This window comes from Kribbella shirazensis, assembly GCF_011761605.1.
Classification (GTDB): Bacteria; Actinomycetota; Actinomycetes; order Propionibacteriales; family Kribbellaceae; genus Kribbella; species Kribbella shirazensis.
On the sequence record NZ_JAASRO010000001.1, the window covers coordinates 1,166,537 to 1,190,835 of the forward strand.

A 24,299-nucleotide genomic window follows, 5' to 3' on the forward strand; every position below is an offset into this window, starting at 1 on the left:
GTGCACATGGCGGAGAAGAAGTCCGACCGGACCCGGGCGGCGATCCTCGCGGCGGCCCGTGAGCGGTTCGGCGCGGACGGGTACGAGCGAGCGACGATCCGGGCGATCGCGGCGGACGCGGCGATCGACCCGGCGATGGTGATGCGGTACTACGGCAACAAGGAGAAGTTGTTCGCGGCGGCGGCCGACTTCGACGTACGGATGCCGGAGTTGCGCGACGTACCGAAGGAGAGGCTCGGGGAGGTGCTGGTCCGGCATCTGATCGAGCGATGGGAGGAGGACGACACGCTCCGCGTGCTGCTCCGGACCGCGGTGACCAACGAGGCGGCGGCCGAGCGCATGCGGGCGCTGTTCATCGGGCAGCTGACGCCGGCGTTCCAGCAGGCCGCGATCGACCGGCCGGACGTGCGGGCAGGGCTGATCGCGACACAGGCGCTCGGGTTCGCGCTGTGCCGCTACATCCTCCAGCTACGGCCAGTGGTGGATCTGTCGACCGACGAGGCGGTCGCCTGGCTCGGGCCGACCGTCAACCGCTACTTGACCGAGCCGTCGCCCAACCAGGAGTGAACGGCGGGCAGCGTCTGCGCCAATGACGGCAGGTGCGGGTGCCACTTCAGCTCCCACTCGAGCGAAAGCGGGTAGTCGGTGCCGTCGAGAACCGCGAGCAGCTCGTCGATCGGGAAGTCGCCCTCGTCGATCGCGACCGGGCGGTAGTCCTGCCGCGAGTCCGCCTGCTTGAACTGCACGAGCTCCAGCCACGGCCGCAGCAGCGCGAACGACTCGGCCAGGGTCTCGCCGTGCGACCAGGTGTGCGAGCTGTCCCAGAGGGCCTTCACGTTGTGCCCGGGTACGTCGGTGTCGAGCACCGAGAGGAACGCGGCGACCTGGCGGGCCGTCGAGTGCGAGTCGTGCGTCTCGAGCAGGATCGGCACGTCCCGGGGCGCGGACGTCACACGGTCGAGGGCGCGGATCTCACCGGCGCTCGGACCTTCCGTCGTACCGTCGCCCGGATCGTCACCCGGGAACACCCGAACGCCGAGCGCACCGAGATCTGCGGCGAGCTCGAGATGGGGCTCAAGTGCCTGGTCCTCGACCGCGCACAGCTTCACGTAGCTGCTGACCGCGAAGATCTGCAGGCCGGCGTCCTCGATCCGGGCGCGCAGCTCACGCCGCTGCGCCGCGGACAGGCCGGTGTGCGTGAACTCGTCCGGCGCGGCGCGGAGCTCCAGTCCGGTGAAGTTGTTGCCCTGCGCAAGCGCGAGGACGTCGTCGAGCGGAGCTCCTGGACAACCGAGGGTGGCGAAACCTAAGCGCATGGACCTATCTGATCAGATCCAGCGGCCACGGCGTGGGTGGGTCCGGGGAGCGGAGGGCTGCTCGGGGTCGGCGGGCTGCTGCTGGTCGTACGAGTACGGCGACTGCTGCTGGTACTCGGTGGACTCCTGCTGGTACTGCGAACCGTACGACTCGGTGGCGTAGTTCGGGCTGTAGGTCTCGTACGACTCGGTGCTGCTGTACTCGGAGCCACTGTTGCTGTTGTAGCCCTCGTGCTCGTAGCTGTTCGAGCTGTAGTCCGAGTTGTACGTCGTCCCGTAGTTCGTGTACTCGTCGGACGCGGAGTGCGACGGCTCCGGACCGTACGACGGCACCGGCGGGAGCGGCTTCGACGGGGTCAGGAAGTCGTCCTGCTCGTCGAGCCGCGGGACCGGCGCCGGCTCGTAGTACCCGGACGAGGCGCTCACGTGCGACGACGGCTGCGTGTGCTCGGACTGGCCGTAGACGGTGTGGTCCGGGTATGCCGACTGCGTCGAGTGATCCGGGTACTCCGGCTGCGTCGAGTGGTTCGGTACCGCCGGCTGGATCGCCGACGGGCTGTCGACCGCGACCCGAGCGGCCCGGCGGCCGGCGCGCGCAACTGGCGCGGGCTCAGGCTCGGGTGCGGGCACGGGGGCCTCGAACGACTCCGCGGGGGAGGACGTCGAGGTGAGGTAGTCGGACTCGTAGGAGTACGGCTCGGAGTAGCGCGCGGCCCACGGCTCCTCGGCCGGCTGCGGCTCCGGCTGGTACGCGGGCTCCGGCTGGTAGGTCGGCTCGGGCTGGTAGCTCGGCTCCGGCTGGTACGACCGCTCAGGCTGGTACGACGTCTCGTACGACGGCTCGGGCTGGTACGCGTACGGGTCCGGCTGGACCACGGTCATCGGGGCGACCTCGTCGCGCCAGCTGCCCGTCGTACCGAGCGGGTCCTGGGCGACCGTGCTGCGGTACTCCTCCCAGCTCGTCGCGGCGGTCTGCGGCGCCTCGTACGTCGTTTCCTCGACCGGCTTCTCGTCCTGCCAGGTGTCGATCGGGTTGAACTGCTCGGTCGCCGGGCCGCCGTCGTCGTCCCGCCAGCTCTCCACGACCGGGGCGAACGGGCTCCACTGCGGCGCTTCCTCGGCCTGCGGCGGCCCGGTGAACGCGGCCGGGGCGGCGGCGCCGTCACCCGGGAAGCCCTGCGGCGCGGGCGGTGCCGGCGCGAACGGGCTCGGGGCGGGGGGCTGCTGCTGCGCGGCCGGAGCGAACGGAGCCGGCGGCTGCGGTGCCGGAGCGTACGGCGCCGGGGCTTGCGGAGCCGGGCCCTGCGGAGCCGGGGCCTGCGCGGCGGGCGCGAACGGGCTGCCCATCGGCGCCTGCGGTCCGCCGGCCATCTGCAGCTGCGGCTCGCGGACCAGGCCGAGCGAGGGCGCGATCGGCTCGGCGATCGCCGGCTGCTCGTCGGTGTCGTCGTTCGCGTACGACGGGGCGGCGGCCGCGGCGTCGTACGACGGGACAGCGCTCAGCTTCGGGCCTTGGTCCCACCACGGCACCCACTTGCGGGTGGTCTGCATGTGGTTGATCTTGCGGATCACCATCGTCGCGGCGACGGCGGAGACAGCGGTCAGTACCAGGGACGCCGTACCGGCGAGGGCGATACCGCGCAGCGACCCGACGGTCGCCTCCATCCACATCAGGAACCGGCGGACCACCACGTCGAACGCGAGAGCGCCGATCCAGGCGACCCACCACACGGACGTGAGGGTCGGAGTCCTGAACCGGCGCAGGTCGTCGCTGTAGACAGGGGTCTTGGGATCGCTGGCGAGCCAGACGTCGTCGACGATCTGCTTCGGGTACCAGAGGTTCGGGCCGGGGCAGAACCAGCTCGCCAGCACCCAGCCGTGGCTGCGGCGATGGTCGGCCTGGCAGAACACCTCGGAGTTGACCCGGGCCCGCCACAACCAGATGACGAACACGACGGCGGCGGCGACCGAGATGATCACGTTCGGGACCGCGGTCACCTTGGCGATCGCGTCGGCGCGGTTCAGGTCCGCGTCGTCGACGTTCGGCATCCCGCCGAGGTAGCGGTGCACGACCGAGTACGTGTTCCAGTCGGACCAGGTGGACAGCAGGTGAGTGACCGTCGATGCGCCCAGCAGTCCGATGGCGATCTTGCCGACCGTCCCGACCTGCTGGAACTCCTCAGCCGCGTGCGGCTGCCAATCTTCCTGATCCTCGGCAGCAGTGAGTAATGCCTGCGGGTGGCTCACGTCTCGCGTCCCTCGCGTTGCTGGAACTCCGTCGTCTGTTCGGCGTCTCTGCCTGGCCCTGCCCCCGCGTGACCGAGCCACATTGATACCACGAAGTAGGTACGCCAGGGCAGTCGGCCCCAGCACGGAGGGTGTCGACTTAACGTGTTCTTTTCGTACGCCCATCACCACTGGTAACGAGGCATTCGACGGGGCGTGACGGTTTGGTTTACCGCGCAGGTGGTTGGAAGCCGCTGTGCGGTGCCCCGACCGCCCACCAGGGCACCCAGGCGCGCTGGCTCTGCATTTCGTCGATCCGCTGGATCAGGATCACCGCGAGCACGGCCGCGCCGGTGGTGAACAGCGCCGAGACGGAGGAGAGTATGACGTTCGTCCGCAGGTCTCCGAGCTGCGACGCGCCGACGAGCACACCTCTTTGCACGATGTTGCCGGTGACCAGGCCGGCCACCCAGGTCAGCCACCAGGCCCAGACCAGCTGCGTTCCCGGGATGTCCTTGAGGGCCGGGGTCAGTGGATCGGTGCGCTGGTCGCTGGCGGCGACGATGTCGTCGACGACCTGCTTCGGGTACCAGAGGTTGACGACCGGGACGAGCCAGCAGCCAAGCACCCAGCCGCGGGTGAAGCGGTGCTCGCCGCGGCAGAACATCTCCGCGTTCCACCGGACCCGCCACAGCCACACGATGAAGACCACCGCGGCCGCGAGCAGTGCGAGCGCGGCGACGATGCCGAGCGAGCCGGAGATCAGGTCGGCCTCGGCCAGTTTGTCCGGATCGTTGCCGTACAGCTTGCGGGTCCGGTACAGGTTCCAGTCCGACCACGCGGTCGACCACGTGGTGACGGTGACCAGCCCGATCAGGATCGACGCGGCGATCCCCATCGCCCGCTCGGAACTGAACCACCGATCCAGCGGTACCTGCGACCCGCGGCTCGGCATGGATCACACATAGCACAACAGGGCGTGACCGGGCGAGAACATCCGGTTGTGGCGTATTTCTGCCGGAAACTGTCGGCGGGTGGCTGGAGGATGGTCGTATGTACTGGTCCGTGGTCGATTCGCCGATCGGCGACCTCACGCTCGCGGTCGACGAGACCGGGCTGTGCCGGCTGCACTTCGGCGCCACCGATCGCCCGCTCGGCACCGCCCCGCTCCTCACCGAGGCCGCCGAGCAGCTGAAGGCGTACTTCGCCGGCGAGCTCCAGGAGTTCGCCCTTCCGCTGTCGGTCCGCGGCGGCTCCGACTTCGAGCGCGCGGTCTGGACCCAGCTCACCCGGATCCCGTACGGCGAGATGCAGACGTACGGCGACGTGGCGAAGATCGTCGGCGACGCGGGCGCCGCCCGTGCCGTCGGTACGGCGTGCAACCGCAACCCGATCGCGATCGTCGTGCCCTGTCACCGGGTGGTCGGCGCCGGCGGCAAGATGGTCGGCTTCGGCGGCGGTATCCCGACCAAGCGCCACCTACTCGAACTCGAGGCCCGGGTCAGCTTCGAGACGCAGTGGACCTAGGGCCTTACGAAGATCTGACACCCGGGAGCGTGGATTCGGAGCGCGATGGACAGGCCGGGGCACTAACGTTTGAAGCGAGCGATTCAGGTGCCCCCCACCCTGCCTTGGAAGACGTACAAATGAACAAAGCCCGCACTGACCACCACCACCCCGACCTCAGCGCACTGATGGACAAGAGCGCCGAGGAATGGTCGGCTCCCGAGATCCAGGACGCCGCCCGCGCGGCGCTCCAGGTGCACGCACCGGATCGGGAGCCGCTGACCTGGACCAGGAGGTTCAAGGTCGTTCCCTGGCTGCACCGCAACGACGCTGTCTGCCTCAGCTGCGGCGGTACCTACCCGTGCATCACGCATCGGTACGCCACCCAGCTGCTGTCCGCCGGCCGCTACACGATCGCGAAGGCGGAGCCGCAGGTCAACTGACGTCGTTCGCGCAAGACGACGTACGGACGAACGAAGGTCCCGGACCCACCTGGGTCCGGGACCTTCGCCGTTGCGGTGGTGTCAGGAGTCGGTGGGCTTGGACTCGCTCGAGCCCGTCGGCTTCCTGGTGGTGGTCTTCTTCGCGGCGCCGTTGGACGCGGCCTTCACCTCGTCGTTGACGTCGTCCGGCGTGGCCCCGGCCTTCGGGGCGTCTGCCGTCGGGGCGTCGGCCTTCGTGTCCGGCTTGGAAGCGTCGGACTCCGGCTTGGTGTCGGTCTGGCCGTTCGATGCCGTGCTGGTCGACGGGCTCGCCGACGACGTGGTGTCCGTCGGGCGCGTCGTCGTACCGGTCGGGGCCGAGCTGTAGTCGCGGCCGCTGGTCGGGGTGGACTGCCAGGCCGGCTCCGGCGGCGTCAGCAGCTTCTTCACCGCTGCCGCGGCCAGGGCCCCGAGGCCCAGGAACAGCACCAGGTTGCGAAGCTTGTGGCTCTTCTTCGGCACCTCGAGCTCACCCTTGAGCGCGGCCTTGGTGGCCTTGCCCCGGCGGGTGGTCTCTTCGACGACCGGCTCGGCCGCGGCCGCGAGGGTCGCGAGCGCTGCGGTCACCTTGGGCAGTACGTCGTCGTTCAGCCGCTCGCGGGCCTTGCCGGCCGCGTGCTCGGTGGCCGGTCCGACCTTGGCCAGCGCGTCGTCGAGCACCGGGCCGGCCTTCTCCACCGCCTGGTGGGCCAGGTGCGCGCCACGTTCGACAGCCTTCTCGGCGTACGGCGACACCTTCTCCCGTGCGGTGCCCACAGCCGGTGCGAGGTGCTCGCGGACCTGGCCGACGGCCGGTCCCAGCTTCTCCGACGCCGACTCGGCGATCGGCCGGACGCGGTCCTTCGCGGCCTCGACCCGGTCGTTGGACTTCCTCAAACCCACGGTTCCCTCCTCGGTGCTGACCGCCCGGCGGACAGCTCTCCCGCCCATCGGCGTCATGGGCTCGTTCTGGTTACGGCTCTGGACAAATCCGGCTTCATCTGCATCGTACGACGTCACGAGCCAATCACCCGGTGCCCCCACCGGACAGATCGCACACATGTGCGCCGATGCCAGGGTTCTTGAACTGACATGACAGGATCGAGGGGTAAGCCGCATTTTCCGACGAGGAGTGACTCCCGTGGCCGAAGAGCTGTACGCGACCCTGCAGACGAACAAGGGTGACGTCGTCATCAGGTTGTTCCCGAACCACGCGCCGAAGACGGTGAGCAACTTCGTCGGCCTCGCCGACGGCAGCAAGGAGTGGACCGACCCGGAGACCGGGGAGCAGGTCACCCGGCCGTTCTACGACGGCCTCACCTTCCACCGGGTGATCGACGGGTTCATGATCCAGGGCGGCTGCCCGCTCGGCACCGGTACCGGCACGCCGGGGTACCAGTTCGACGACGAGATCCACCCGGAGCTCCAGTTCGACCGTCCGTACCTGCTCGCGATGGCGAACGCCGGCATCCAGTTCGGCCACGGCACCAACGGGTCGCAGTTCTTCGTCACCGTGATTCCGACCCCGCACCTGAACCGCAAGCACACCATCTTCGGTGAGGTCGCCGACGACGACTCGAAGAAGGTCGTCGACGCGATCGCGACCGCGAAGACCGCGCCGGGCGACCGGCCGCTCGAGCCGATCGTGATCAACAAGGTCGTCGTCGAGCGCAAGAACGCCTAGAGTCCGGCCGGACACTCAGTTTCCAGCGGGGCCGGGACATCCACCGGCCCCGCTCTCGCAGGGGAGGACGCCCGCGTGACCGAGACCGTCTGCTACCGGCACCCGGATCGGCCCGCCGGCGTGCGCTGCCAGCGCTGCGACCGGCCGATCTGCCCGGCGTGCATGAACAGCGCCGCCGTCGGATTCCAGTGCCCTAGCTGCTTCACCGAAGGTGTCCGCTCGGTCCCGCGGACCCGGACCTCGCTGGGCGGTATCCAGCGCGCCGGCAACCAGCAGATCATCACCTACACACTGCTGGCGCTCAACGTCCTGGTTTTCATCGGCGTCCGCTCCGGCAGCCCGCAACTGCTCAGCGACTTGGTGATGGTCCCGGTACTGACCGAGACCGAGCCGTGGCGACTGCTCACGTCGGCCTTCACCCACGTGCAGTTCTTTCACATCTTCTCGAACCTGTTCATGCTCTGGCAGTTGGGTCCGCCCCTGGAGCAGATGCTCGGCCGGCTGCGGTTCACCGTCCTGTACCTGTTGTCCGCGCTGGGCGGCAGCGTCGCGGTCTGGTTCCTGTCGTCCCCCGGCGGAGCAACCCTCGGCGCGTCCGGCGCCGTACTGGGCCTGGTCGGCGCCCTCCTGGTGATCAGCCGCGCCCGCGGCTTGGACATCACCTGGATCCTGATGTACGTCGCAGTGACCGCGGTCCTGTCCTTCGTCATCCCCAACGTCTCCTGGCAAGGCCACCTCGGCGGCTTCGTCACCGGCGCCGCCGTCGCCTGGATCCTCCTCCAACTCAGCAACCACAACCGCCGCAACAAACAAAACGCCTAGGTACGCCGCACGCACCCACAGAGCGTCCTCCGAAAGCCCCACGCGGAGCTGTCCTTGCCTGTTACCGGACCGGGCTGCAACAAACAAACGGCCTAGGCCACAACTTTCGCTCAGTTGGATAAAACCTGGTGACAGGCGGCGCGGGGTGCTCGTGTAATCAGGTGACGTCCCGACGGGGGACCAACTTGGTAAGGACATCCACATGAGCCCACGCGCAGTGGACAAACGGGCACGCCCCGGGAACGAGCATCAGGTCGTACAGCCCGCACCGGAGAACCCGACCGCGATCACCGCTCTCAAGGCCGCCGACCACCCCAAACGCATCTCCGCGCACAAACAACCCACCAAAGCCGCCTCCTGACCTCACCGTCGACGCGGGCCCAGCTCCTCGAAGCCGCGTTTGATCAAGGCCGCCCGGTCGCCGCCGTTCCGTAGCCATTCCTGGGCGGCGGCGTCCAGTACGGCGCCCGCGGCCGCGGTCAGGAGTTCGGCGGAGTACGGCTCGAGCGTGGATCCCGGGCGAGCCACCAGCGCCGCGCTGACCAACCGGCGCAACTCGTCGCGCTTCTCCACCATGCGTGCGCGCAGCGCCGACGACGACTCCACCAGTTCGAGCACTCGGCCCGACGCGTAGATCTCGTCCTGCCAACTGGTCAGCACCTGCCGCAAGCACTCCCAGTCGTCGCCCTCCGCGACCTCGAGCTCCCGCGCGATCCGCTCCGCGACCGCATCGGCTCCGTGGAACACCACGTCGTCCTTCGTCGCGAAGTACCGGAAGAAGCTCCGCTTCGACAGCCCGGCGGCCACCGCGATGTCGTCGACCGTCGTCGCGTCGTACCCGCGCTCGAGGAACAACCCGATCGCCACCTCGGCCAGCTGTGCTCGCACCGCGCCCCGTGTCCGCGCCCGAAGTCCCGTCACGCCCCCGAGTGTACTGATTGCCGCTCATTGCCTATTCTGACACCGAGTGACAGATTCGACATGAGGAGGCAAATGATGCAAGGTCGTACGGCGTTGGTCACCGGAAGCACCGGCGGAATCGGCTGGGAGACCGCCCGCGAACTGGCCGACCGTGGCGCGCGGGTGATCCTGGTCGGTCGCGATCCCGGCCGGGCGGCCGCGGCGGCGGAGCGGATCAGGCAGCGAACCCGCGGTACGGCGGAATGGATCGCCGCCGACCTCACTCGCCAGGCCGGGATCCGCGAGGTCGCGGAGAAGGTTGCCCAACGCCACCAATCCCTGCACGTACTGGTGAACAACTTCGGCTATGCCCCGCCCCAGCGCGAGCTGACGCCGGACGGTATCGAACTCACGTTCGCCGCCAACGTGCTCGCACCGTTCCTGCTGACCCAGCTCCTGCTTCCCGAACTGCGGGCCGGTGCCGGCCGGGTCGTCAACCTCACCGGCGGGATCCCGAACGGCCCGATCGACGTGACGAACCTCCAAGCGGAGAAGCGCTTTCTCGGCTGGAAGTTCAGCCAGTACAACCACTGCAAGACCGCGCTGATGGCGATGAGCTACGAGTTCGCCCGGACCACGGACGGCATCACCGTCAACGTCGCGTACCCCGGCCACGCGTCGACCCCGGGCAATCGCGCGATGCCGATGCGGGCCTTCCCCTGGGCCTACCGTCCGATCGTTCCGGCGCTCAGGATTCTCGGTCCGGTTCTCCTCAAGGACATCGCGAAGGCGTCCCGGTCGAGCGTCCAGCTGGCGACAAGCCCCGAACTTGAAGGTGTCACGGGCAAGTACTTCGACACGAACGCCACCGAGTCGGCCTGGCCCGACAGCGTCCTGGACGAACGCACCCGTTCAGCGGTCTGGAACCTCTGTACTTCGACGTACGCGGCCGGTCGGTCAGCGCAGTAGGAGGCAGGTGTCGCCGAATTCGTGCCAGAGGTAGTGGTGTTGGACGGCGGCGTCGTAGGCGCGTTGGACCTGGTCGGGGCCGGCGACTGACTCCAGGAGGAGCAGGTGGGACGCTTCGGGGGCGTGCCAACCGGTGATGAGGCCGTCGACCACCTGTGGAGGACGCTCCGGGCTGAGGACCAGGTCGGTCCAGCCGCGGGACGCGGTGACTATGCCGTCTCCAGTGGTGGCAGATTCGATGGCGCGGACAGCGGTGGTGCCTACTGCGATCACCCGTCCGCCGTTGGACTTCACCCAGTTCACCAGACGAGCCGTGTGCGCGGGTACGTCGTACCGCTCGGCCATGGGTGGCTCGTGGCTCTCGGGTGAGGAGACGCCGCAGTGCAGGACGATCGGCGCGATCAGCACGCCCTGCGCCGCCAAGCGACTCACCAGCTCGAAGCTGAACGGTCTGGCAGCACTCGGCATCTCCGCGCTGCCCGGCTCGCGCGCGAAGACAGTCTGGTACGACGCCAGCGGCCAGCGCTTCCCCACGTAGTTGTAGGTGATCGGCCGCCCGTGCCGCTGCAGGTACCCGAGCACGTCAACCACCGGCGGCCTGGCGATCCACAGCCGGTTCGCCCCGCTCTGGTACGGCGCCAGCAGCGTCAGCACGCCCTCGGGCAGCTCCACCTCCTGTCCCGCCGTACCGTCGAACATCGGTGCACCACAGTCGCGCAGCTCAACGACCCAGGTGCCGTTGTCGAGCGGTGCGGAGAAGTGCACGGTGTACGGCGAACCGTCGACGGCAGCTGCCAGCGTGCCTGAGGTGTTCACCAGCAACAGGTCACCCGGCCGCAGGTGCTCGCCGAGCCGGTCGAACCGGCTGTGCGTGATGGTCGACCCCTCCGCGACCAGCAGCTTCACCTGGTCCCGCGACAGACCACGTGCCTCGGGAGGTTCACCAGCACTCAGTGCATCGGGCAGGTCGAATCTGGTGTGTGGGTGCACTGTCACGACGTCACCGCCGGCGCGAACTCGGCTGCTCGGTACCTACCACTCGCCGGCCGGCTGTCCAGCAACTGCAGGAACGCCGGTACGACGGTCGCGGGCTCAGGCCGGTCCGAGATGTCCTCACCCGGGAACGCGGCCTGGTGCATCGCAGTACGCAGATCACCCGGGTCAACGGCGTACACAGCCAGTGCCGGATGCTCTGCGGCCAGAACCCGAGTCACGTGGTCAAGAGCCGCCTTGGCGGAGCCGTAGCCACCCCAGGTCTCGTAGGCCTCCACTGCGGCGTCAGAGCTGATGTTGACCACCACACCGGAGGCTGTGGTGAGTGCGGGAAGCAGGGCCTGTGTGAGTGCGATCGGTGCCAGTACGTCGACCTCGTAGACGCGACGGAGCTCGTCGAGATCTGCCGCGGCCAGGGCCTGTAGTGGGCTCGGGCCGAGGTAGCTGGCGTTGTTGATGAGCAGGTCGAGGCGGCCGAGTTCCGTGATCGCATCCGCGAGGTCGGCGCGGTGGTCCGGGTCGGTGACGTCACCGGCCAGCGGTACGACGTCGGTACGGTCCGCCAACGCGTCCGCCGCGTTTTTGAGCGCTTCCGCACCACGGGCGTCGATCACCAGCGCCCAGCCACGATCGGCCAACCCGTGTGCCAGCGCGAGGCCGAGACCGGCGGATGCGCCGGTGATGAGAGCGACAGGACGGTTCGAAGCATCAGGTGTCATGCCGACCACCGTCGTACCTCAAGCGAACTTGAAGTCAATCCCCCTCGGGCAACAGGATGCCCGGGTTCGTCACGGCGTCGGGATCAAGCGTCGTCTTGACGGCCCGCAAGGCTTCCACCGCCAGCGGTCCGATCTCGGCGCCGTACGCGTCGCGGTGGTCGGTGCCGACGCCGTGATGGTGGGAGATCGTGCCGCCGGCGTCCGCGATCGCCTGGTTGGCGGCGCGCTTCGCCGTCCGCCACTGCTCGACCGGGTCGTCGGTCTGTGCGCAGATGACAGTGAAGTAGAGCGAGGCGCCCGTTTCGTAGACGTGTGAGATATGGCAGAGGACCAACGGCGGCGTCGCGCTCAACGCGCCGACGAGCGCCTCGGTGACGGCTGCCTTCAGCGCCGGGATCCGGGACCAGAAGGCTGCAGTCTCGAGGGTCTCGACCAACGCGCCTTCGTCGAGCAGTGGATCGCGGAGGTACGGCGCGCGGTACCGGCCGGTGCGCCACGTCTCACCGGGACCCTCGCCGAGATTCTCACCACCCGCCGCGGTCAGCACGCCCGCGGTGGCTTGGTTGTACGGGCCGTCGAAGCCGATGATCGCGAGCACACCACCGGATCCGCCGCCGAGCACGTCGGGGTCGGCCAGGTTCACTGCGGTCTCCACCTCGTCCGACAGCCGGAGCACCGTCGGCAGCGGGCCGTCCTGTGCGAGCCGTCGTACGGCGGCCAGCCCCGCGTCGAAGCTCTCGAACCGCCAGCCTTCGAAGTGTCGCTCGGTTGGTCGCGGACGGATTCGTACGACGACCGACGTGATGATCCCGAACGCGCCCTCCGAGCCGAGGACGAGCTGACGCAGGTCAGGTCCGGCGGCGGACATCGGGGCGCGTCCGAGTTCGATCGTGCCGCGGGGCGTGGCCAGGGTGAGTCCGACGACCATCTGGTCGAACCGGCCGTACCCCGCAGACGACTGGCCGCTCGACCGCGCTGCCGCGTACCCGCCGATCGAGGCGCCCTCGTAGGACTGGGGGAAGTGGCCGAGCGTGTAGCCGCGCTCCGCCAGCAGTGCCTCGGCTGCCGGGCCGCGCACGCCGGCTTGGAACGTGGCGGTGCGCGAGATCTCGTCCAGGTCGACGAGGTGGTCCAGGCGGTGGAGATCCACTGTGATGAAGCGGCGCGTGGGGGCGAGACCGCCTACTACCGAGGTGCCGCCGGAGTACGGGACGACCGCGAGGTCGTGCTCGGCGGCGCTGGTGAGCAGGTTCTGTACCTCTTCGTGGGAGGCAGGGTAGACGACCGCGTCCGGCATGTCGGAGGTGTCGCCGGCGCGGAAGCGGAGAAGGTCGGTCGTCGAGTAGCCGCGGGTGTGCGCCCACCGAGAGTCCAAGTCAGAGGCCACGTACTGAGAGCCCACGACCATCGACAGGAAGTTGAGCTGCGAGCCGGTCAGCCCTGGACGGTCCTCTGCTGCGGCAGGCGCCCCACCGGTCGCAGTACCACGCGCTGCATCGCCGGGTGTTTCATCCCTGGGTGGGGTGGGGTGTTTTACGCCGAGATGTTTGAGGGCGTCGCGGGCGGCGGTGGGGAGTTGTACCGGGTGGGACGGGTCGCCCCACCGGCCGGGCGTGAGTTGTACCACCGGGAGGTCGGATTCGTTCGTCACTGGCTCCCCTAAGGCGGTCCCGGGAGGTAGCGTCGTGGGGAGGTGGAACCCCCTGGCTCCCACCTCCCCACGACAGTTCCGGGACGGCGCAGTCGCTGATACACTCTGACGTGTGATGTCTCAGCGTAGCAGCGAATCCGAGCAAGAGACCAGCACCCGTCCCACGCCGGCGAACGCGATCGGCGAGGAACGGATCCTGGACGCGGCGTACGAGCTGCTGCTCGCGATCGGGATGCGCCGGATGACGATGGCCGACATCGCCCGGCATGCCGAGGTCTCCCGCGCGACCCTGTACCGGCGCTGGCCGAACGTGCAGGCCGTGGTCGCCGCGCTGATGACCCGGGAGTGGACGATCGCGCTGGTGTCCGCGTTCCAGCCGGACGCGGTCGACGGCCGGACGCGCCTGGTCGAGGGCGTCGTCGAGGTGGTCGCCAAGACCCGCGTGCACCCGCTGATGCGCAAGATCATCGAGCTCGACCCCGAGTTCCTCACGCCGTACCTGCTGGAGCGGCGCGGCAGCAGCACGGTCGCCCATCTCGCCCTGGTCGAGGAGGGCCTCCGCCAGGGCCAGGCCGACGGCTCGATCCGCGCCGGCGACCCGGTCTGGCTGGCCCGGCAGATCATCCTGGTCTCGCTGGCGTCCGCGGTGTCCGGTCCGGTGATGGCCGCGCACGACGAGTATCCGAAGCTCGACGAGGAGCTGCGGGTGATGCTGACGAGGTACCTGACGCCATGATCAGCCTGGGCAACGCGAGCCTCAACGCGGCGCGGCGTTCCCGTGAGCTCGCCTCGCTGCGAGCGGTGGACGTCCTGGTCGTCGGCGGCGGGGTCACCGGCGCCGGCGTGGCCCTGGACGCGGCCGCCCGCGGACTGAGCGTTGCCCTGGTGGAGAAGCACGATCTGGCGTTCGGCACGAGCCGCTGGAGTTCCAAGCTCGTGCACGGCGGTCTGCGGTACCTGGCCTCCGGGCATGTCGGGATCGCGTACGAGAGCGCGGTCGAGCGCGGCATCCTGATGAAGACCACCGCGCCGCATCTGGTGCACCCGGTCCCGCAGATCGCGCCGTGGTTGCCGCAGGCAAGGTTCGCGCAGGCCGCGCTGCTGCGGTCGGCGTTCCTCGGCGGCGACGTACTGCGGACGTTCGCGCGGACCAGCGACGACTACCTGCCGCATTCGCGCCGGGTCAGCTCCGCCGAGATCCTCCGCTACGCGCCGACGCTGCGCCCGGAGGGGATGCGCGGCGGCTTCCTGACCTGGGACGGGCAGTTGTACGACGACGCGCGCCTGGTGGTCGCGATCGCCCGGACCGCGGCGCAGTACGGCGCCCGCATCCTGACCCGGGTCGCCGCGACCGAGGTCACCGGTCGCGGCGCGGTCCTGGTCGACCAACTGACCGGCGACAAGCTGTCGGTGGACGCGCGGATCGTGATCAACGCGGCCGGGATCTGGGCGGATCAAGTTGCCGCCGGCATCAAGCTCCGGCCGAGTCGCGGGACGCACCTGGTGCTGCCGCAGTCCGTGTTCGGCGGCCTGTCCGCCGTTCTCACCGTGCCGGTTCCGGGGGAGTTGCGCCGCGTGGTGATGGCGATTCCCGCGCCGGACGACCGGGTGTACGTCGGCCTCACCGACGAGGAGGCGCCCGGCCCGGTGAACGACGTACCGCAGGCGACCGACGCGGAGATCGACTTCCTGCTGAACACGATCAACTCCGCGGTGCAGCAGCCGGTGACGCGCGCCGATCTGCTCGGCACGTACGCCGGCCTGCGGCCGCTGCTGGACACCGGGCACCACAAAGGCGAGGACAAGACCGCCGACATCTCCCGGCGGCACGCCGTCATCACCAGCCCGGACGGTGTCGTCACGATCGTCGGCGGCAAGCTCACGACCTATCGCCGGATGGCGCAGGACGCGCTGGACACGGCGCTCGCGCAGTCCACGCTCGACGTACGGCGGCCGTGCTCGACGCATCGGATCCCGCTGGTCGGTGCCGCCGATCGCGTCCACCTGGCATCGGTCCGGGCGCCGGCCCGGTTCGTGCAGCGGTACGGCGTGGAGGCGCCGCAGGTGATCGCGGGTCCGCCGGAGTTGCTGCGGCCGATCGCGCCGGGGCTGCGGACGACGTACGCCGAGGTGAAGTTCGCCGTACGGCACGAGGGGGCGCTGACCGAGGACGACGTCCTGGATCGGCGGACGCGGATCGGGCTGTCGGCGGCCGACCGGGAGCTGGCGCTGCCCGCGGTGCGGGAGGCGTTCGCGGCGGTCTGATACTGGCCTTGGGTTAACTTGGCTGCGAGGGGGTGAGAGGTGACGCAGCCTTATCCGGGGCAGTACCAAGGACCCGGGCCGTACCAGCCGTACCCGACGCCGGTGCGACCGCAGTACCGGCCGTTGCGCGCGGTCGCGATCGTCAGCATCGTGCTGATGGGGCTGACCATGCTCGCGGCGGTGATCCAGTGCGTGCTGCTCTGGCGCTCGTACGACGAGGTCAAGCGGTTCGTGTACGGCTTGCTCTCCGACGAGGAGATCGACCGCGGCATCGAGTCGATCGCCGGCGCCGGCCCGTTCCTGGATCTGCTCGGCTACCTGCAGATCGGGACCGCTATCGCGTTCCTGATCTGGCTGTGGCGGGCCCGCGACAACGTCGACGTCCTGTACTCGCCGTTCGCGCAGCATCCGGTCGTCTCCGCGGCCGGCCCGCACCGCCGGTCGCCCGGCTGGGTCGTCGGCGCGTGGTTCTGCCCGATCGTGCAGTTCTGGTACCCGCTGCAGGTCGTGGAGGACGTCGCCCGCGCCAGCGAGCCGCCCGGCCGGCCCGGCATTGCGCGCTCGGGGCGGATCCGTGCGCTGCTGTACACCTGGTGGGCGACGTGGACCGGTTTCTGGGTGATCATCGTCGGCGGCGGGCTGACCGCGGTGATCGGCTTCATCATCTGGATCGTCCGGCTGGTCGAGGCGACGGACGGCGGCGAGGCCGACGGCCAGTATGTCGACATCTACGACTTGCAGGACTACATGGTCCGGGTGGCGCTCGGGGTCGACATCGGCTTCACGGTCGCGACGGTGCTGCTGGTCGTCGCAGGAATCACGATGTCGTTGCTGATGCTGGAGATCGGCCGCTGGCAACACGAGCGGGTCGTTCCGCCGCGGGTGCCGGTCCAGGACGTCGTACAGCCGCCGCAGACCCCGCAGTACGCCCCGCGGCCGCAGCACCCCGGTCCGGGCTTCCCGACCTACGGACCCTGAAGCAGTACGACGCTCGCGTCGTCGTACCGCTTCCAGCCTGGCGTGATGGACGCGGCGTCGTGCTCCCGGACGCGGTCGATGAGCCGCCGCGGACCTCGGCTGGTGAGTACGTCGAGCAACTCGCTCCAGGAGTGGCCGTAGCGTTCGGTGAAACGCGAGGCGCCGTCGGTGAGAAGCGCGATCGCCTCGACGTCGGCACGGTCAGTGGTACCGGTGACGGCCTCGTACGCCGCTTTGGGTTCGGTACTCGCCACCCAGAAGCCACCGGGCTGATTGCGCAACCGGCGTACCGCCTCGAGGGTCCGCTCCGGGAGCAGGTCGATCCGGTCATCGCTGTGGACGGTGACGTGGCCGGTCGGTGAGCGCAGGACCACGGGTGAGTCGGCCAGGACCAGATGCTCGACGTGGTGCGCGTGGACGCGGACCATCGCGACGGTGGTCGACGGACTGTCGGGATTGCTGACATCGCAGGTATCCGCGTGGGTCGCGCGGACGGCGGCGATCGCCTCGGCGAGCAGATCGGGGAGTGGTGCGGGCGATCGGGTGAGCAGCGGAGGCGCCAACTGGCAGGCGAGTTGCATCACCAGCCAGGCGACGTTGTGCACGCAGCCGGAATCCACGCCCTTCGGAGCCGTGGCGCCGTCCAGAACGACGGCGAAGTCGGGCCCGGTCAGGACGAGGTCCTCGTTGACGGCAGGCGGTCGCCGATCCGGCGCGGCCTCACTGAGCGAGCGGATCTCCACCGCCCTAGTGTGCGTCAGCCCAGCCGTCCGCCCTACTTCGCGTCAGCCTGGCCGCTCTGGTTCGCGTCAGCCCAGCTGTCTGCGAGGGATTGCTCGAGGGTGATCTTCGGGGACCAGCCGATCTGCTTGCCGATCAGCGTGGTGTCGGCCTGCTGCCACGGTGCGCCGAGCGCGGTCTCGTGGCCGGCCTCGTCGACGATGTTCGCCGGCTGTCCGCTCAGCTCGAACAACTGCCCGGCGACGTCCCGCGCGAGCGTCGCCCGGCCGGTGCCGACGTTCAGCGCAGGCGGCAGCGCGCCCTCCGCCAGCGCGGCCGCGAGTACCGCCTCCGCCACGTCCCGTACGTCGACGAAGTCGCGCCACACGTCCAGCGACCCGACCTCGATCAGCTGCCGCGACCGCAGGTCCCGGATCACGCGGCCGGTGAGCGTACTCTCCGGCGCCCCCGGTCCGATCACGTCGAAGATCCGCAGTACGACGGCGTCGGCGCCGGACCGCTGCGCCCGGAGGACGAGCTCCGATCCGGCGAGCTTGGTCATCCCGTACGGCCCGAGCGGCCGCGGGGCGGTCTCCTCGGACAGACTCGTGCCATGCGGCCCACCGCCGTACTCCGCTGCGGAGCCGAGCTGGACGAACCGGGCGTGACCCGCGTTGTCCCGCACGGAGGCGAGCAGGGCCTCGACCGCGATGACGTTCGCCCGGACCAGGTCGGCCGGCTCGCCGAAGGTCGCGCCGACCGCGTTGATGACCACGGTCGGCTTGTACATCCCGATCTGGGTGTCCAGCGCGTACGGGTGCATCGCAGCCAGGTCGCAGCGCCGGTACGGCTCGCTCCGGGTCCGGCTCAGCCCGCGGTACTCGATCCCGCGGTCGTCGAGCAGCGCGCAGATCCTGGCGCCGAGGAAACCTCCCGCGCCGAACACCATCACCCGCTCAGTTCCGGTCACTCCTCCATCGTGCGGCCCGTATTTGTCGGTCGCCCCTCCGTAGCATCACAACTCTGTCGGTACGTCGTGGCAGTGTGGGGACTCAACTGGGCGGAGGAGTGTCATGGCTGATCGGGTGGACGGGCGTCCGGCGGCGCCGACCGAGTCGACGATCCGGGACTGGGACGACGCGGATCCGTCCGGGCAGACCTACCGGCGGGTGCTGTTCATCGACTCCGACCTGACCGAGGTGGAGAACCGCGGCGGCGTGTTCGAGGAGTGCACGTTCCGCGGGGTCCGGTTCAACGCGTCGACCCACACCGACGCGGCGTTCGTGAACTGCACGTTCGTCCGGTGCTCGCTGTTCGACACCACGTTCACGCGGTGCAAGTTCGTCGGCAGCTTCTTCGACGACTGCACCTACAGCCTGATGAAGGTATCCGGCGGCGACTGGTCGTTCACCGGGTTGCCGGGCGCGGACCTGAAGGGCACCGAGTTCACCGGGGTGAAGCTGCGCGAGGCCGATCTGACCGGAGTCCGCGCTCCGAAGGCGGTGCTCCGCGACCTCGATCTGTCCGGCGCGTTCCTGCAGAAGGCCGATTTCACCGGCGCCGACCTGCGCGGATCGGACCTGTCGACCCTCGACCCGGTGACGGTGGCGCTCAAGGACACCCGGATCGACGTCACCCAGGCGATGGTCGTCGCGGCTGCGCTCGGTCTCGACGTCCGTCCGTGACCTGATCTGACCGGGCTGGGTGGGGTGGGCTGTGGATATCCCCAGGTAGTCACGCGGTCATCCACGGTTCTATCCACAGCCTGTGGATAACTATCCGGATAACTGTGTATTCGTTCTGTGATATCTCCGCGGCTGCCCCGGCGCGACGAGGATTTCACGGCGATGCCGAGCCGGCTGCCTGGGCCGCCGTACGACGAGCAGCGCCGCATGCTCGACCACAGCCGGCCTGACAGGCGGCGAGAGGACCAAGCTCCGGGTCAGGAACTGCACCCCCACTGCGACGGCGACGCCGCAGAAGGCACCCACCGAGTTCGCGATCAGGTCGTGCAACTGGCACGAGCGACCGAGCTGTGGCAGCAACGCCTGCACCGCCTCGACAGCGGCCGACATCCCGATCCCGGCGGCAACGCCCTCGACCGGGCGGCCGCTCGCCAGCGTGAGCATGCCCGCGGCCGGCACGAACAGCAAGACGTTGAGCAGCCCCTGGAGCGAGGTCAGCCCACCGGTGGTGGTGAGGTGCGTCCCGCATTGGCCGATCTGGCCGAGCCGGTGCGTCGTCGGGCTGAGCGTCGCCGCGATCACCAGCGCGAACGCGGCCGGGATACAGAAGGCCGCCATCCGGGGTACCAGGTCGCCAGGACGGCGGAACGAGGAAAGAGCGACAGGCAGGGCCATGCCGGTGAGCACGAACCAGGTGTCCAACAGGTGCGGGATCCCGCGATAAGTCTCGAGCACGTGTCCGGACCCTCCCGTGGTCGACCTGACTCGAACTCTTCTCGACTTCCTGACACGACGATCAGCCGCGCGCTCCCGCTGCCGCCAGGGCTGTCCGGACATCTGCACGCACCCGTAAACCGTCCGTGACAGTCCGTGACACTCCGTGCACAAACTGACACGGAAGGAAGGTGCTCAGGGCAACGATCGTGTGCCAGACGGGGATGGGTACCAGGGGTTCGCAGCCGAGCCGGAAGGAGACGTCGTGGCTGATCCGCAGCTTCGTGCGATGACCTGGAACATCTGGTGGCGATTCGGGCCACGCTGGCGGGAACGGCAACCCGGGATCCTCGCGACGATCGAGCGGTTCACTCCGGACGTGATCGCGCTGCAGGAGGTGTGGGGTACGGACGGCACCACTCAGGCGGACCAGTTCGCCGACGCTCTCGGGTTCCACGCGGTCTTCGCGTCACCGTCGTACCCGCGGACCCCGGATCCCGTGCTGGAGCCCGATCACGACGGAGTGGAGCTCGGGATCGCGCTGCTGAGCCGGTGGCCGATCTTCGAGCACGAGGTGATCCCGATACCCGCACGCCATCGGTCCTGGGATCCGGTCGCCCTGCGCGCCCGGGTCGCTCATCCGGCCGGTCCGCTGCCGGTTGTGGTCGCGTGCCTGGAGCATGCGACGACGTTCAGCGACGACCGGCTCGCCCAGGCGGCCCAGCTCGCCGATCTCGGTACCGATCCAGCCACCGACGGGCACTGTCCGTCCCTCGTGATGGGCGATCTGAACGCGGCGGCGGACAGCGCCGTACTGCGTCCACTGCGCGAGGTACTGATCGACGCCTGGACGTCGGGCCACGGTGCGCCCGAAGCGGTGACGCTGCCGTCGACGCATCCGTCCGCTCCGCTCGAGGCCGGTCCGGAGCTGGTCGATCAGCGCATCGACCACGTCTTCTACCGCCCGGGTCACGAGGATCAGCTGGTCGGCGTCGAGTCGGCCGTGATCGCGGGTGACGCCGTCGACGGCGTCTATCCGTCCGACCACCGTGCCGTCGTCTGCGATTTCCGCTGGCGCAACCGCACAGGCTGAGTGTCTGCTCTAGAGCCGGTAGTCGCTGTCGCGGCGGTCGGTGATGAACATGTAGCCGGGCGTGTGCGTGATCGCGTACGGCGGACGGCACGCCATCAGCGCGGCCTGCGGTGTCACGCCACACGCCCAGAACACCGGTACGTCGCCGTCGGCCGCCTTCACCGGATCACCGAAGTCCGGGCGTGCAAGGTCGGCGATCCCCAACTCGGCCGGATCCCCGATGTGGACCGGCGCGCCGTGCACGGCCGGCATCGCCCGGGTGATCCGCACGGCGTCGTCGACCCGCGCGGCCGGGATCTGCCGCATCGACACGACCAGCGGACCGTGCAGGCGCCCGGCGGGCTCGCACTCGCGGTTCGTCACGTACATCGCGACGTTCCGCCCCTGGTCGACGTGCCGCAGCGGGATCCCCGCGGCCGCCAGCGCGGTCTCGAACGTGAAACTGCAGCCGAGCGAGAACGCGACCAGGTCGTCCCGCCACGCCTCGGTCGCGTCCGCCCTCTCGGCCACCAGTTCGCCGTCCCGCCAGATCCGGTACCGCGGGATGTCGGTCCGCAGGTCCGCGCCCCGCGCGAGCCGCGTCGTCGGATCACCCGGATCGCTCACATCGAGGACCGGGCACGCCTGCGCATTGCGCGTGCAGAACAGCAACACGTCGTACGCCCAGTCCGCGGGGACCGCGATCAGGTTGGTCTGCGTGTAGCCGCCGGCCCACCCGGTGGTGGGCTCGCTGTAGTCGTCGCGGAACAGGGACCGTGCCTGGGCCGGAGTGAGCGTCGCAGTCGTCATGAGATCCCCTCTCAGTGATCTCACGATAGAGATTGTTGAACAATACGACAAGAGGTCAGATGATCACTTCGTGCATCCACTCGGCCGGCGTCTGGGTGTGCAGGCGCCAGTAGTGGTTGGCGATCTCGTCCGGGTCCCAGACGCTGCCGGGCGCGACGCCGCCGCTGACGGTGACGCTCGCTGCGTGCAGGCCCGCGGCGCCGTACTGCTGGTCGAGCAGGGAGACGACCGTGCGGACGCCGGCCTTGCCCAGGGACAGGCTGGCGTACTCGGGCTTCGATGCGGGCATGCCGCCGGTGATGAGGAAAGATCCGCTGCCACGCTCGGCCATCGCGGGCGCGAGGTGAGCGGCGGTGGTGATCGCGCCGACCACGTTCACCGCCAGCGCGTCGAGATGCTGCTGGGCGGAGAGGTCGCCGATCCGGTCCGGCTGGATCAGCGCCGCGTTGTAGACGACCACCTCAGGTACGCCGTACGCCTCGACCACCCGATCCAGCGCGGCACGCAGCCCGGGCTCGTCGGTCACGTCAGCGGTGACCGACAGTACGTCGGCGTTCCCCAACTCGGCGGCCGCGGCCTTCACGGTCGCATCCGACCGCGCGATCAGCCCGGCGCTCATGCCCTCCCGGACGAACCGCCGCGCCACCGCCAGCCCGATGCCGGGCCCCACTCCTACTACGATTGCTCCAGACATAGGCGGGAGGATAAACCTTGACCCCAAGGTCAAGGTCAAATCATTTGCGGTGCTCCTCCACCGCAGCGGCGGAGCGGTTCTCGCCGTCCGCGCGGAGGCCGTCGATCACGCCGTCGACGTCGGCGGGCGACCGGTTCTGGCTGAGTTTGAACTTGGCCTCGATCCGTTTGATCGCGATCTCCACGCCGACGATCGCCCGCAGTTGGCCGCTGACGTACTTCGCCGGCGCGTCGTCCACCGACCACGGCTCCGCCCGCCCGGCCTCGTGCTGATCCGACAGTCGCCGTACGACGTCCTCGACCCAGGCGGGATCGTCGTACACGGTCATCGTTCCGTGGACGTGAGCGGTGATGTAGTTCCAGGTCGGGACGACGCGACCGTGGTCCCGCTTCGACGCGTACCAGGTCGGCGAGACGTAGGCGTCGGGCCCGCGCATGATCACCAACGCATCGCCGATCACCGTGCGGCGCCAGTGCTCGTTGTTCCGCGCCAGGTGGCCGAGCAGCACGTTGCGCTCGGGGTCGTGAATGAACGGCAGCATCGTCGCCGTCAGCCCGTCCGGTGTCATCGTCACCAGATCCGCGGCTCCGTGGTTGGACAGCAACTCCTGCACCGCCTCGTCATCACCGGCGAAGTGCGCGGGAACGTACATCACTCACATCCTCGACTCGCGTACCGTCCCAGTCTCCCTAGGTCGACCCGCCGTTCGACAGGTCCAATCCGCCGGCCTTTCACCAGCCCACTGCGTTCAGCCGTGGTGGCGGGTTCGCAGGTCGGCGGCCTGGTCGTAGTCGTGGCGCCAGTCGCCGGTGGGCGGAAGGATGATCCGCTCGACGCCGGCGGCCTCGTAGGCCGCGAGTTGCTCGACGGGGTCGCCGTCGAGCTGGGGCGCGATGACGGTCGCCTTCAGCTGCTTGCCGTCGGCAAGTTCGTTGATCTGCTCCAGGTTGGTGCGGACCTCGTCCGGCGACAACGCGATCGTCGCCCAGCCGTCGGCGTACTTCGCTGCGCGCTTCTGCGCGCGGGCGCCACCGCCGGCCACGAAGATCGGGGGCACCTTGGAACCGGGTGACAGCTGGATGTCGAGGCTCGTCTTGCCGACGATGAGATCAGGCAGTACGGCGAGCGCGTCATCGGTCAGTCGTCCGCGCTCCGTGAACTCCACACCGGCCGCTCGCCAGCCGGCATCGCCGTGCGCGGGATTCCCGGTGCCGACCCCGAGCACGAGCCGGTTGCCCGACACCAACTGCAACGTGCTGATCTGCTTCGCCGCCCACGCCACCGGCCGCAACGCCAGCAGCATCACGTTGTAGCCGATCGTCATCCGCTCGGTCACCGCGGCCGCCGTCGCCAGGACGACGGTACTGTCCAGCATCGGCGCACTGGCGATCAGGTGATCCGTCGACCACACCGAGTCCAGCCCGACGTCTTCGGCGTACCGCGCACTGTCCCGCACGTCGCCCAGGATCGGTCGCGCGGGATCCGGCGTGGACGTCGGCAGAATGACCCCGATCTCAACTGTCATATCCGAGCCAACCACGGACCGCCCCGCTGCTATTCCTGGTGGGACCTGATTGCCTGAGGCAACTGAATATCCCGTGTGCGCTGCGCTCCGCCTGGGTTAGGGTCCGGGGATGAGTCGACGGGTGGCCGCGTACGCGGTGTGTGTTGACGGCGGGCGGGTGCTGCTGGCGCGGTACGTCTCGCCGTACGGCGACGGGAGCTGGTGGACCCTGCCGGGTGGAGGGGTCGAGTTGGGCGAGGACCCGTTCGACACTGTGACCCGTGAGGTGGCCGAGGAGACCGGGTACGAGTCCGTGGTGGAACGTCTGCTCGGCGTCGACTCGCGCGTCGTCCCTGCCGCCGAACGCCGGATCCCGGGTGACGACGACCACCAGAACATCGGCATCTTCTACGCCGTCCGGATCACCGCCGGCACCACCCGCCCAGAACCGAACGGCGAGACCGCCGAATCCGTGTGGACCCCGATCGCGGACGTCCCGACCCTGGACCGCGCGGCGCTCGTCGACATCGGCGTCGCCCTGGCCCAGACCCTGCCGCCGACCGGGCACGTCCCACCCGTCGAGGTGGGTCCGCTGATCAGATACTGAGGT

The 24,299-nt window shown here is 69.3% G+C and carries 28 protein-coding genes; 13 read left to right on the forward strand and 15 right to left on the reverse strand.

Annotation, left to right across the window (positions count from 1 at the left end; all coding sequences use genetic code 11):
- The first annotated feature begins 6 nt into the window (after positions 1–6).
- Complete coding sequence (locus BJY22_RS05630) at positions 7–567, forward strand: TetR/AcrR family transcriptional regulator (protein ID WP_167204094.1); 561 nt, start codon at positions 7–9, stop codon at positions 565–567.
- On the opposite strand, the gene BJY22_RS05635 is transcribed toward BJY22_RS05630, so the two are convergent.
- From BJY22_RS05635 to BJY22_RS05645, 3 genes are all read right to left on the reverse strand, one after another.
- Positions 534–1,316: a sugar phosphate isomerase/epimerase family protein gene (locus BJY22_RS05635; RefSeq protein ID WP_167204095.1), complete on the reverse strand. Its 783-nt coding sequence runs from the start codon at positions 1,314–1,316 to the stop codon at positions 534–536. The two genes, BJY22_RS05630 and BJY22_RS05635, sit on opposite strands and share 34 nt — an antisense overlap.
- 12 nt (positions 1,317–1,328) lie before the next feature.
- Positions 1,329–3,563 carry a DUF4328 domain-containing protein gene (locus tag BJY22_RS05640; RefSeq protein WP_167204096.1) on the reverse strand — a complete coding sequence of 745 codons (2,235 nt, stop codon included), beginning with the start codon at positions 3,561–3,563 and terminating at the stop codon, positions 1,329–1,331.
- 208 nt (positions 3,564–3,771) lie between these two features.
- A complete protein-coding gene (locus BJY22_RS05645) occupies positions 3,772–4,497 on the reverse strand; it encodes a DUF4328 domain-containing protein (RefSeq protein ID WP_167204097.1) in 726 nt (241 codons plus the stop codon).
- Between the two features lie 98 nt (positions 4,498–4,595).
- Between BJY22_RS05645 and BJY22_RS05650 the strand changes: the two genes are divergently transcribed.
- Together BJY22_RS05650 and BJY22_RS05655 are read left to right on the forward strand one after the other, a co-directional pair.
- Positions 4,596–5,069 (forward strand): methylated-DNA--[protein]-cysteine S-methyltransferase, encoded by a 474-nt coding sequence (locus BJY22_RS05650; RefSeq protein ID WP_167204098.1) that lies wholly within the window; start codon positions 4,596–4,598, stop codon positions 5,067–5,069.
- A gap of 119 nt (positions 5,070–5,188) precedes the next feature.
- Positions 5,189–5,491, forward strand: coding sequence for a hypothetical protein (locus tag BJY22_RS05655; protein WP_167204100.1), 303 nt, complete (start codon positions 5,189–5,191; stop codon positions 5,489–5,491).
- Positions 5,492–5,572: 81 nt separating this feature from the next.
- On the opposite strand, the gene BJY22_RS05660 is transcribed toward BJY22_RS05655, so the two are convergent.
- Positions 5,573–6,412, reverse strand: coding sequence for a hypothetical protein (locus BJY22_RS05660; RefSeq protein WP_167204102.1), 840 nt, complete (start codon positions 6,410–6,412; stop codon positions 5,573–5,575).
- A gap of 238 nt (positions 6,413–6,650) precedes the next feature.
- On the opposite strand from BJY22_RS05660, the gene BJY22_RS05665 reads away from it, so the two are divergent.
- From BJY22_RS05665 to BJY22_RS05675, 3 genes are all read left to right on the forward strand, one after another.
- Positions 6,651–7,193, forward strand: a complete 543-nt coding sequence (locus tag BJY22_RS05665) for a peptidylprolyl isomerase (protein ID WP_167204104.1) — start codon at positions 6,651–6,653, stop codon at positions 7,191–7,193.
- Positions 7,194–7,268: 75 nt separating this feature from the next.
- Positions 7,269–8,015 carry a rhomboid family intramembrane serine protease gene (locus BJY22_RS42850; RefSeq protein WP_167204106.1) on the forward strand — a complete coding sequence of 249 codons (747 nt, stop codon included), beginning with the start codon at positions 7,269–7,271 and terminating at the stop codon, positions 8,013–8,015.
- A gap of 202 nt (positions 8,016–8,217) precedes the next feature.
- Entirely contained in the window at positions 8,218–8,376 is a 159-nt protein-coding gene (locus BJY22_RS05675; RefSeq protein ID WP_167204108.1) for a hypothetical protein, read from the forward strand.
- Between the two features lie 2 nt (positions 8,377–8,378).
- On the opposite strand, the gene BJY22_RS05680 is transcribed toward BJY22_RS05675, so the two are convergent.
- Entirely contained in the window at positions 8,379–8,936 is a 558-nt protein-coding gene (locus BJY22_RS05680) for a TetR family transcriptional regulator (protein ID WP_202891006.1), read from the reverse strand.
- A 72-nt stretch (positions 8,937–9,008) separates the two neighbouring features.
- Here BJY22_RS05680 and BJY22_RS05685 point away from each other — a divergent pair, with 72 nt between their 5' ends.
- Positions 9,009–9,884 carry an SDR family NAD(P)-dependent oxidoreductase gene (locus BJY22_RS05685; protein ID WP_202891007.1) on the forward strand — a complete coding sequence of 292 codons (876 nt, stop codon included), beginning with the start codon at positions 9,009–9,011 and terminating at the stop codon, positions 9,882–9,884.
- On the opposite strand, the gene BJY22_RS05690 is transcribed toward BJY22_RS05685, so the two are convergent.
- From BJY22_RS05690 to BJY22_RS05700, 3 genes are read right to left on the reverse strand one after another with little or no spacing between them, the layout of a single operon-like run.
- On the reverse strand, positions 9,873–10,880 hold the full coding sequence (locus tag BJY22_RS05690) for an S-adenosylmethionine:tRNA ribosyltransferase-isomerase (protein WP_167204110.1): 1,008 nt from the start codon (positions 10,878–10,880) through the stop codon (positions 9,873–9,875). The genes BJY22_RS05685 and BJY22_RS05690 overlap by 12 nt on opposite strands.
- Entirely contained in the window at positions 10,877–11,596 is a 720-nt protein-coding gene (locus tag BJY22_RS05695) for an SDR family NAD(P)-dependent oxidoreductase (protein ID WP_167204112.1), read from the reverse strand. Before BJY22_RS05695 ends, BJY22_RS05690 begins: the two co-directional genes overlap by 4 nt.
- Before the next feature lie 34 nt (positions 11,597–11,630).
- Entirely contained in the window at positions 11,631–13,247 is a 1,617-nt protein-coding gene (locus BJY22_RS05700; protein WP_420371414.1) for an FAD-binding oxidoreductase, read from the reverse strand.
- A 115-nt stretch (positions 13,248–13,362) separates the two neighbouring features.
- On the opposite strand from BJY22_RS05700, the gene BJY22_RS05705 reads away from it, so the two are divergent.
- The 3 genes from BJY22_RS05705 to BJY22_RS05715 are packed head-to-tail and all read left to right on the forward strand — an operon-like array spanning position 13,363 to position 16,490.
- The gene (locus tag BJY22_RS05705) at positions 13,363–13,983 is read left to right on the forward strand and encodes a TetR/AcrR family transcriptional regulator (protein WP_167217914.1); all 621 of its coding nucleotides are present in this window, start codon (positions 13,363–13,365) and stop codon (positions 13,981–13,983) included.
- Positions 13,980–15,512: a glycerol-3-phosphate dehydrogenase/oxidase gene (locus tag BJY22_RS05710; protein ID WP_167204114.1), complete on the forward strand. Its 1,533-nt coding sequence runs from the start codon at positions 13,980–13,982 to the stop codon at positions 15,510–15,512. Before BJY22_RS05705 ends, BJY22_RS05710 begins: the two co-directional genes overlap by 4 nt.
- A 39-nt stretch (positions 15,513–15,551) precedes the next feature.
- A complete protein-coding gene (locus BJY22_RS05715; RefSeq protein WP_167204116.1) occupies positions 15,552–16,490 on the forward strand; it encodes a DUF4328 domain-containing protein in 939 nt (312 codons plus the stop codon).
- Here BJY22_RS05715 and BJY22_RS05720 read toward each other — a convergent pair.
- Entirely contained in the window at positions 16,478–17,233 is a 756-nt protein-coding gene (locus tag BJY22_RS05720; protein WP_167204118.1) for a protein phosphatase 2C domain-containing protein, read from the reverse strand. The genes BJY22_RS05715 and BJY22_RS05720 overlap by 13 nt on opposite strands.
- A gap of 32 nt (positions 17,234–17,265) precedes the next feature.
- Positions 17,266–18,180 (reverse strand): NAD-dependent epimerase/dehydratase family protein, encoded by a 915-nt coding sequence (locus BJY22_RS05725; RefSeq protein ID WP_337758244.1) that lies wholly within the window; start codon positions 18,178–18,180, stop codon positions 17,266–17,268.
- Between the two features lie 103 nt (positions 18,181–18,283).
- On the opposite strand from BJY22_RS05725, the gene BJY22_RS05730 reads away from it, so the two are divergent.
- A complete protein-coding gene (locus BJY22_RS05730) occupies positions 18,284–18,895 on the forward strand; it encodes a pentapeptide repeat-containing protein (protein WP_167204120.1) in 612 nt (203 codons plus the stop codon).
- 90 nt (positions 18,896–18,985) lie between these two features.
- On the opposite strand, the gene BJY22_RS41435 is transcribed toward BJY22_RS05730, so the two are convergent.
- Complete coding sequence (locus BJY22_RS41435) at positions 18,986–19,630, reverse strand: VanZ family protein (protein ID WP_167204122.1); 645 nt, start codon at positions 19,628–19,630, stop codon at positions 18,986–18,988.
- A 244-nt stretch (positions 19,631–19,874) separates the two neighbouring features.
- On the opposite strand from BJY22_RS41435, the gene BJY22_RS05740 reads away from it, so the two are divergent.
- Entirely contained in the window at positions 19,875–20,702 is an 828-nt protein-coding gene (locus tag BJY22_RS05740; RefSeq protein ID WP_167204124.1) for an endonuclease/exonuclease/phosphatase family protein, read from the forward strand.
- A gap of 9 nt (positions 20,703–20,711) precedes the next feature.
- Here BJY22_RS05740 and BJY22_RS05745 read toward each other — a convergent pair whose 3' ends face one another.
- From BJY22_RS05745 to BJY22_RS05760, 4 genes are all read right to left on the reverse strand, one after another.
- Entirely contained in the window at positions 20,712–21,491 is a 780-nt protein-coding gene (locus tag BJY22_RS05745) for a putative hydro-lyase (RefSeq protein ID WP_167204126.1), read from the reverse strand.
- A 55-nt stretch (positions 21,492–21,546) separates the two neighbouring features.
- Positions 21,547–22,185: an SDR family NAD(P)-dependent oxidoreductase gene (locus BJY22_RS05750; RefSeq protein WP_167204128.1), complete on the reverse strand. Its 639-nt coding sequence runs from the start codon at positions 22,183–22,185 to the stop codon at positions 21,547–21,549.
- 40 nt (positions 22,186–22,225) lie between these two features.
- On the reverse strand, positions 22,226–22,837 hold the full coding sequence (locus tag BJY22_RS05755; protein WP_167204130.1) for an FMN-binding negative transcriptional regulator: 612 nt from the start codon (positions 22,835–22,837) through the stop codon (positions 22,226–22,228).
- Positions 22,838–22,933: 96 nt separating this feature from the next.
- Positions 22,934–23,710, reverse strand: a complete 777-nt coding sequence (locus BJY22_RS05760) for an LLM class flavin-dependent oxidoreductase (RefSeq protein WP_167204131.1) — start codon at positions 23,708–23,710, stop codon at positions 22,934–22,936.
- 109 nt (positions 23,711–23,819) lie between these two features.
- On the opposite strand from BJY22_RS05760, the gene BJY22_RS05765 reads away from it, so the two are divergent.
- Positions 23,820–24,296: an NUDIX hydrolase gene (locus BJY22_RS05765; RefSeq protein ID WP_167204133.1), complete on the forward strand. Its 477-nt coding sequence runs from the start codon at positions 23,820–23,822 to the stop codon at positions 24,294–24,296.
- Positions 24,297–24,299 lie beyond the last annotated feature (3 nt).

Bases quoted from the DNA above. Each gene is read 5' to 3' on its own strand.
- BJY22_RS05630 (WP_167204094.1), top strand. From the start codon at position 7: ATGGCGGAGAAGAAGTCCGACCGGACCCGGGCGGCGATCCTCGCGGCG.
- BJY22_RS05635 (WP_167204095.1), bottom strand. From the start codon at position 1,316: ATGCGCTTAGGTTTCGCCACCCTCGGTTGTCCAGGAGCTCCGCTCGAC.
- BJY22_RS05645 (WP_167204097.1), bottom strand. From the start codon at position 4,497: ATGCCGAGCCGCGGGTCGCAGGTACCGCTGGATCGGTGGTTCAGTTCC.
- BJY22_RS05650 (WP_167204098.1), top strand. From the start codon at position 4,596: ATGTACTGGTCCGTGGTCGATTCGCCGATCGGCGACCTCACGCTCGCG.
- BJY22_RS05655 (WP_167204100.1), top strand. From the start codon at position 5,189: ATGAACAAAGCCCGCACTGACCACCACCACCCCGACCTCAGCGCACTG.
- BJY22_RS05675 (WP_167204108.1), top strand. From the start codon at position 8,218: ATGAGCCCACGCGCAGTGGACAAACGGGCACGCCCCGGGAACGAGCAT.
- BJY22_RS05685 (WP_202891007.1), top strand. From the start codon at position 9,009: ATGATGCAAGGTCGTACGGCGTTGGTCACCGGAAGCACCGGCGGAATC.
- BJY22_RS05695 (WP_167204112.1), bottom strand. From the start codon at position 11,596: ATGACACCTGATGCTTCGAACCGTCCTGTCGCTCTCATCACCGGCGCA.
- BJY22_RS05705 (WP_167217914.1), top strand. From the start codon at position 13,363: ATGTCTCAGCGTAGCAGCGAATCCGAGCAAGAGACCAGCACCCGTCCC.
- BJY22_RS05710 (WP_167204114.1), top strand. From the start codon at position 13,980: ATGATCAGCCTGGGCAACGCGAGCCTCAACGCGGCGCGGCGTTCCCGT.
- BJY22_RS05730 (WP_167204120.1), top strand. From the start codon at position 18,284: ATGGCTGATCGGGTGGACGGGCGTCCGGCGGCGCCGACCGAGTCGACG.
- BJY22_RS05745 (WP_167204126.1), bottom strand. From the start codon at position 21,491: ATGACGACTGCGACGCTCACTCCGGCCCAGGCACGGTCCCTGTTCCGC.
- BJY22_RS05750 (WP_167204128.1), bottom strand. From the start codon at position 22,185: ATGTCTGGAGCAATCGTAGTAGGAGTGGGGCCCGGCATCGGGCTGGCG.
- BJY22_RS05755 (WP_167204130.1), bottom strand. From the start codon at position 22,837: ATGTACGTTCCCGCGCACTTCGCCGGTGATGACGAGGCGGTGCAGGAG.
- BJY22_RS05760 (WP_167204131.1), bottom strand. From the start codon at position 23,710: ATGACAGTTGAGATCGGGGTCATTCTGCCGACGTCCACGCCGGATCCC.
- BJY22_RS05765 (WP_167204133.1), top strand. From the start codon at position 23,820: ATGAGTCGACGGGTGGCCGCGTACGCGGTGTGTGTTGACGGCGGGCGG.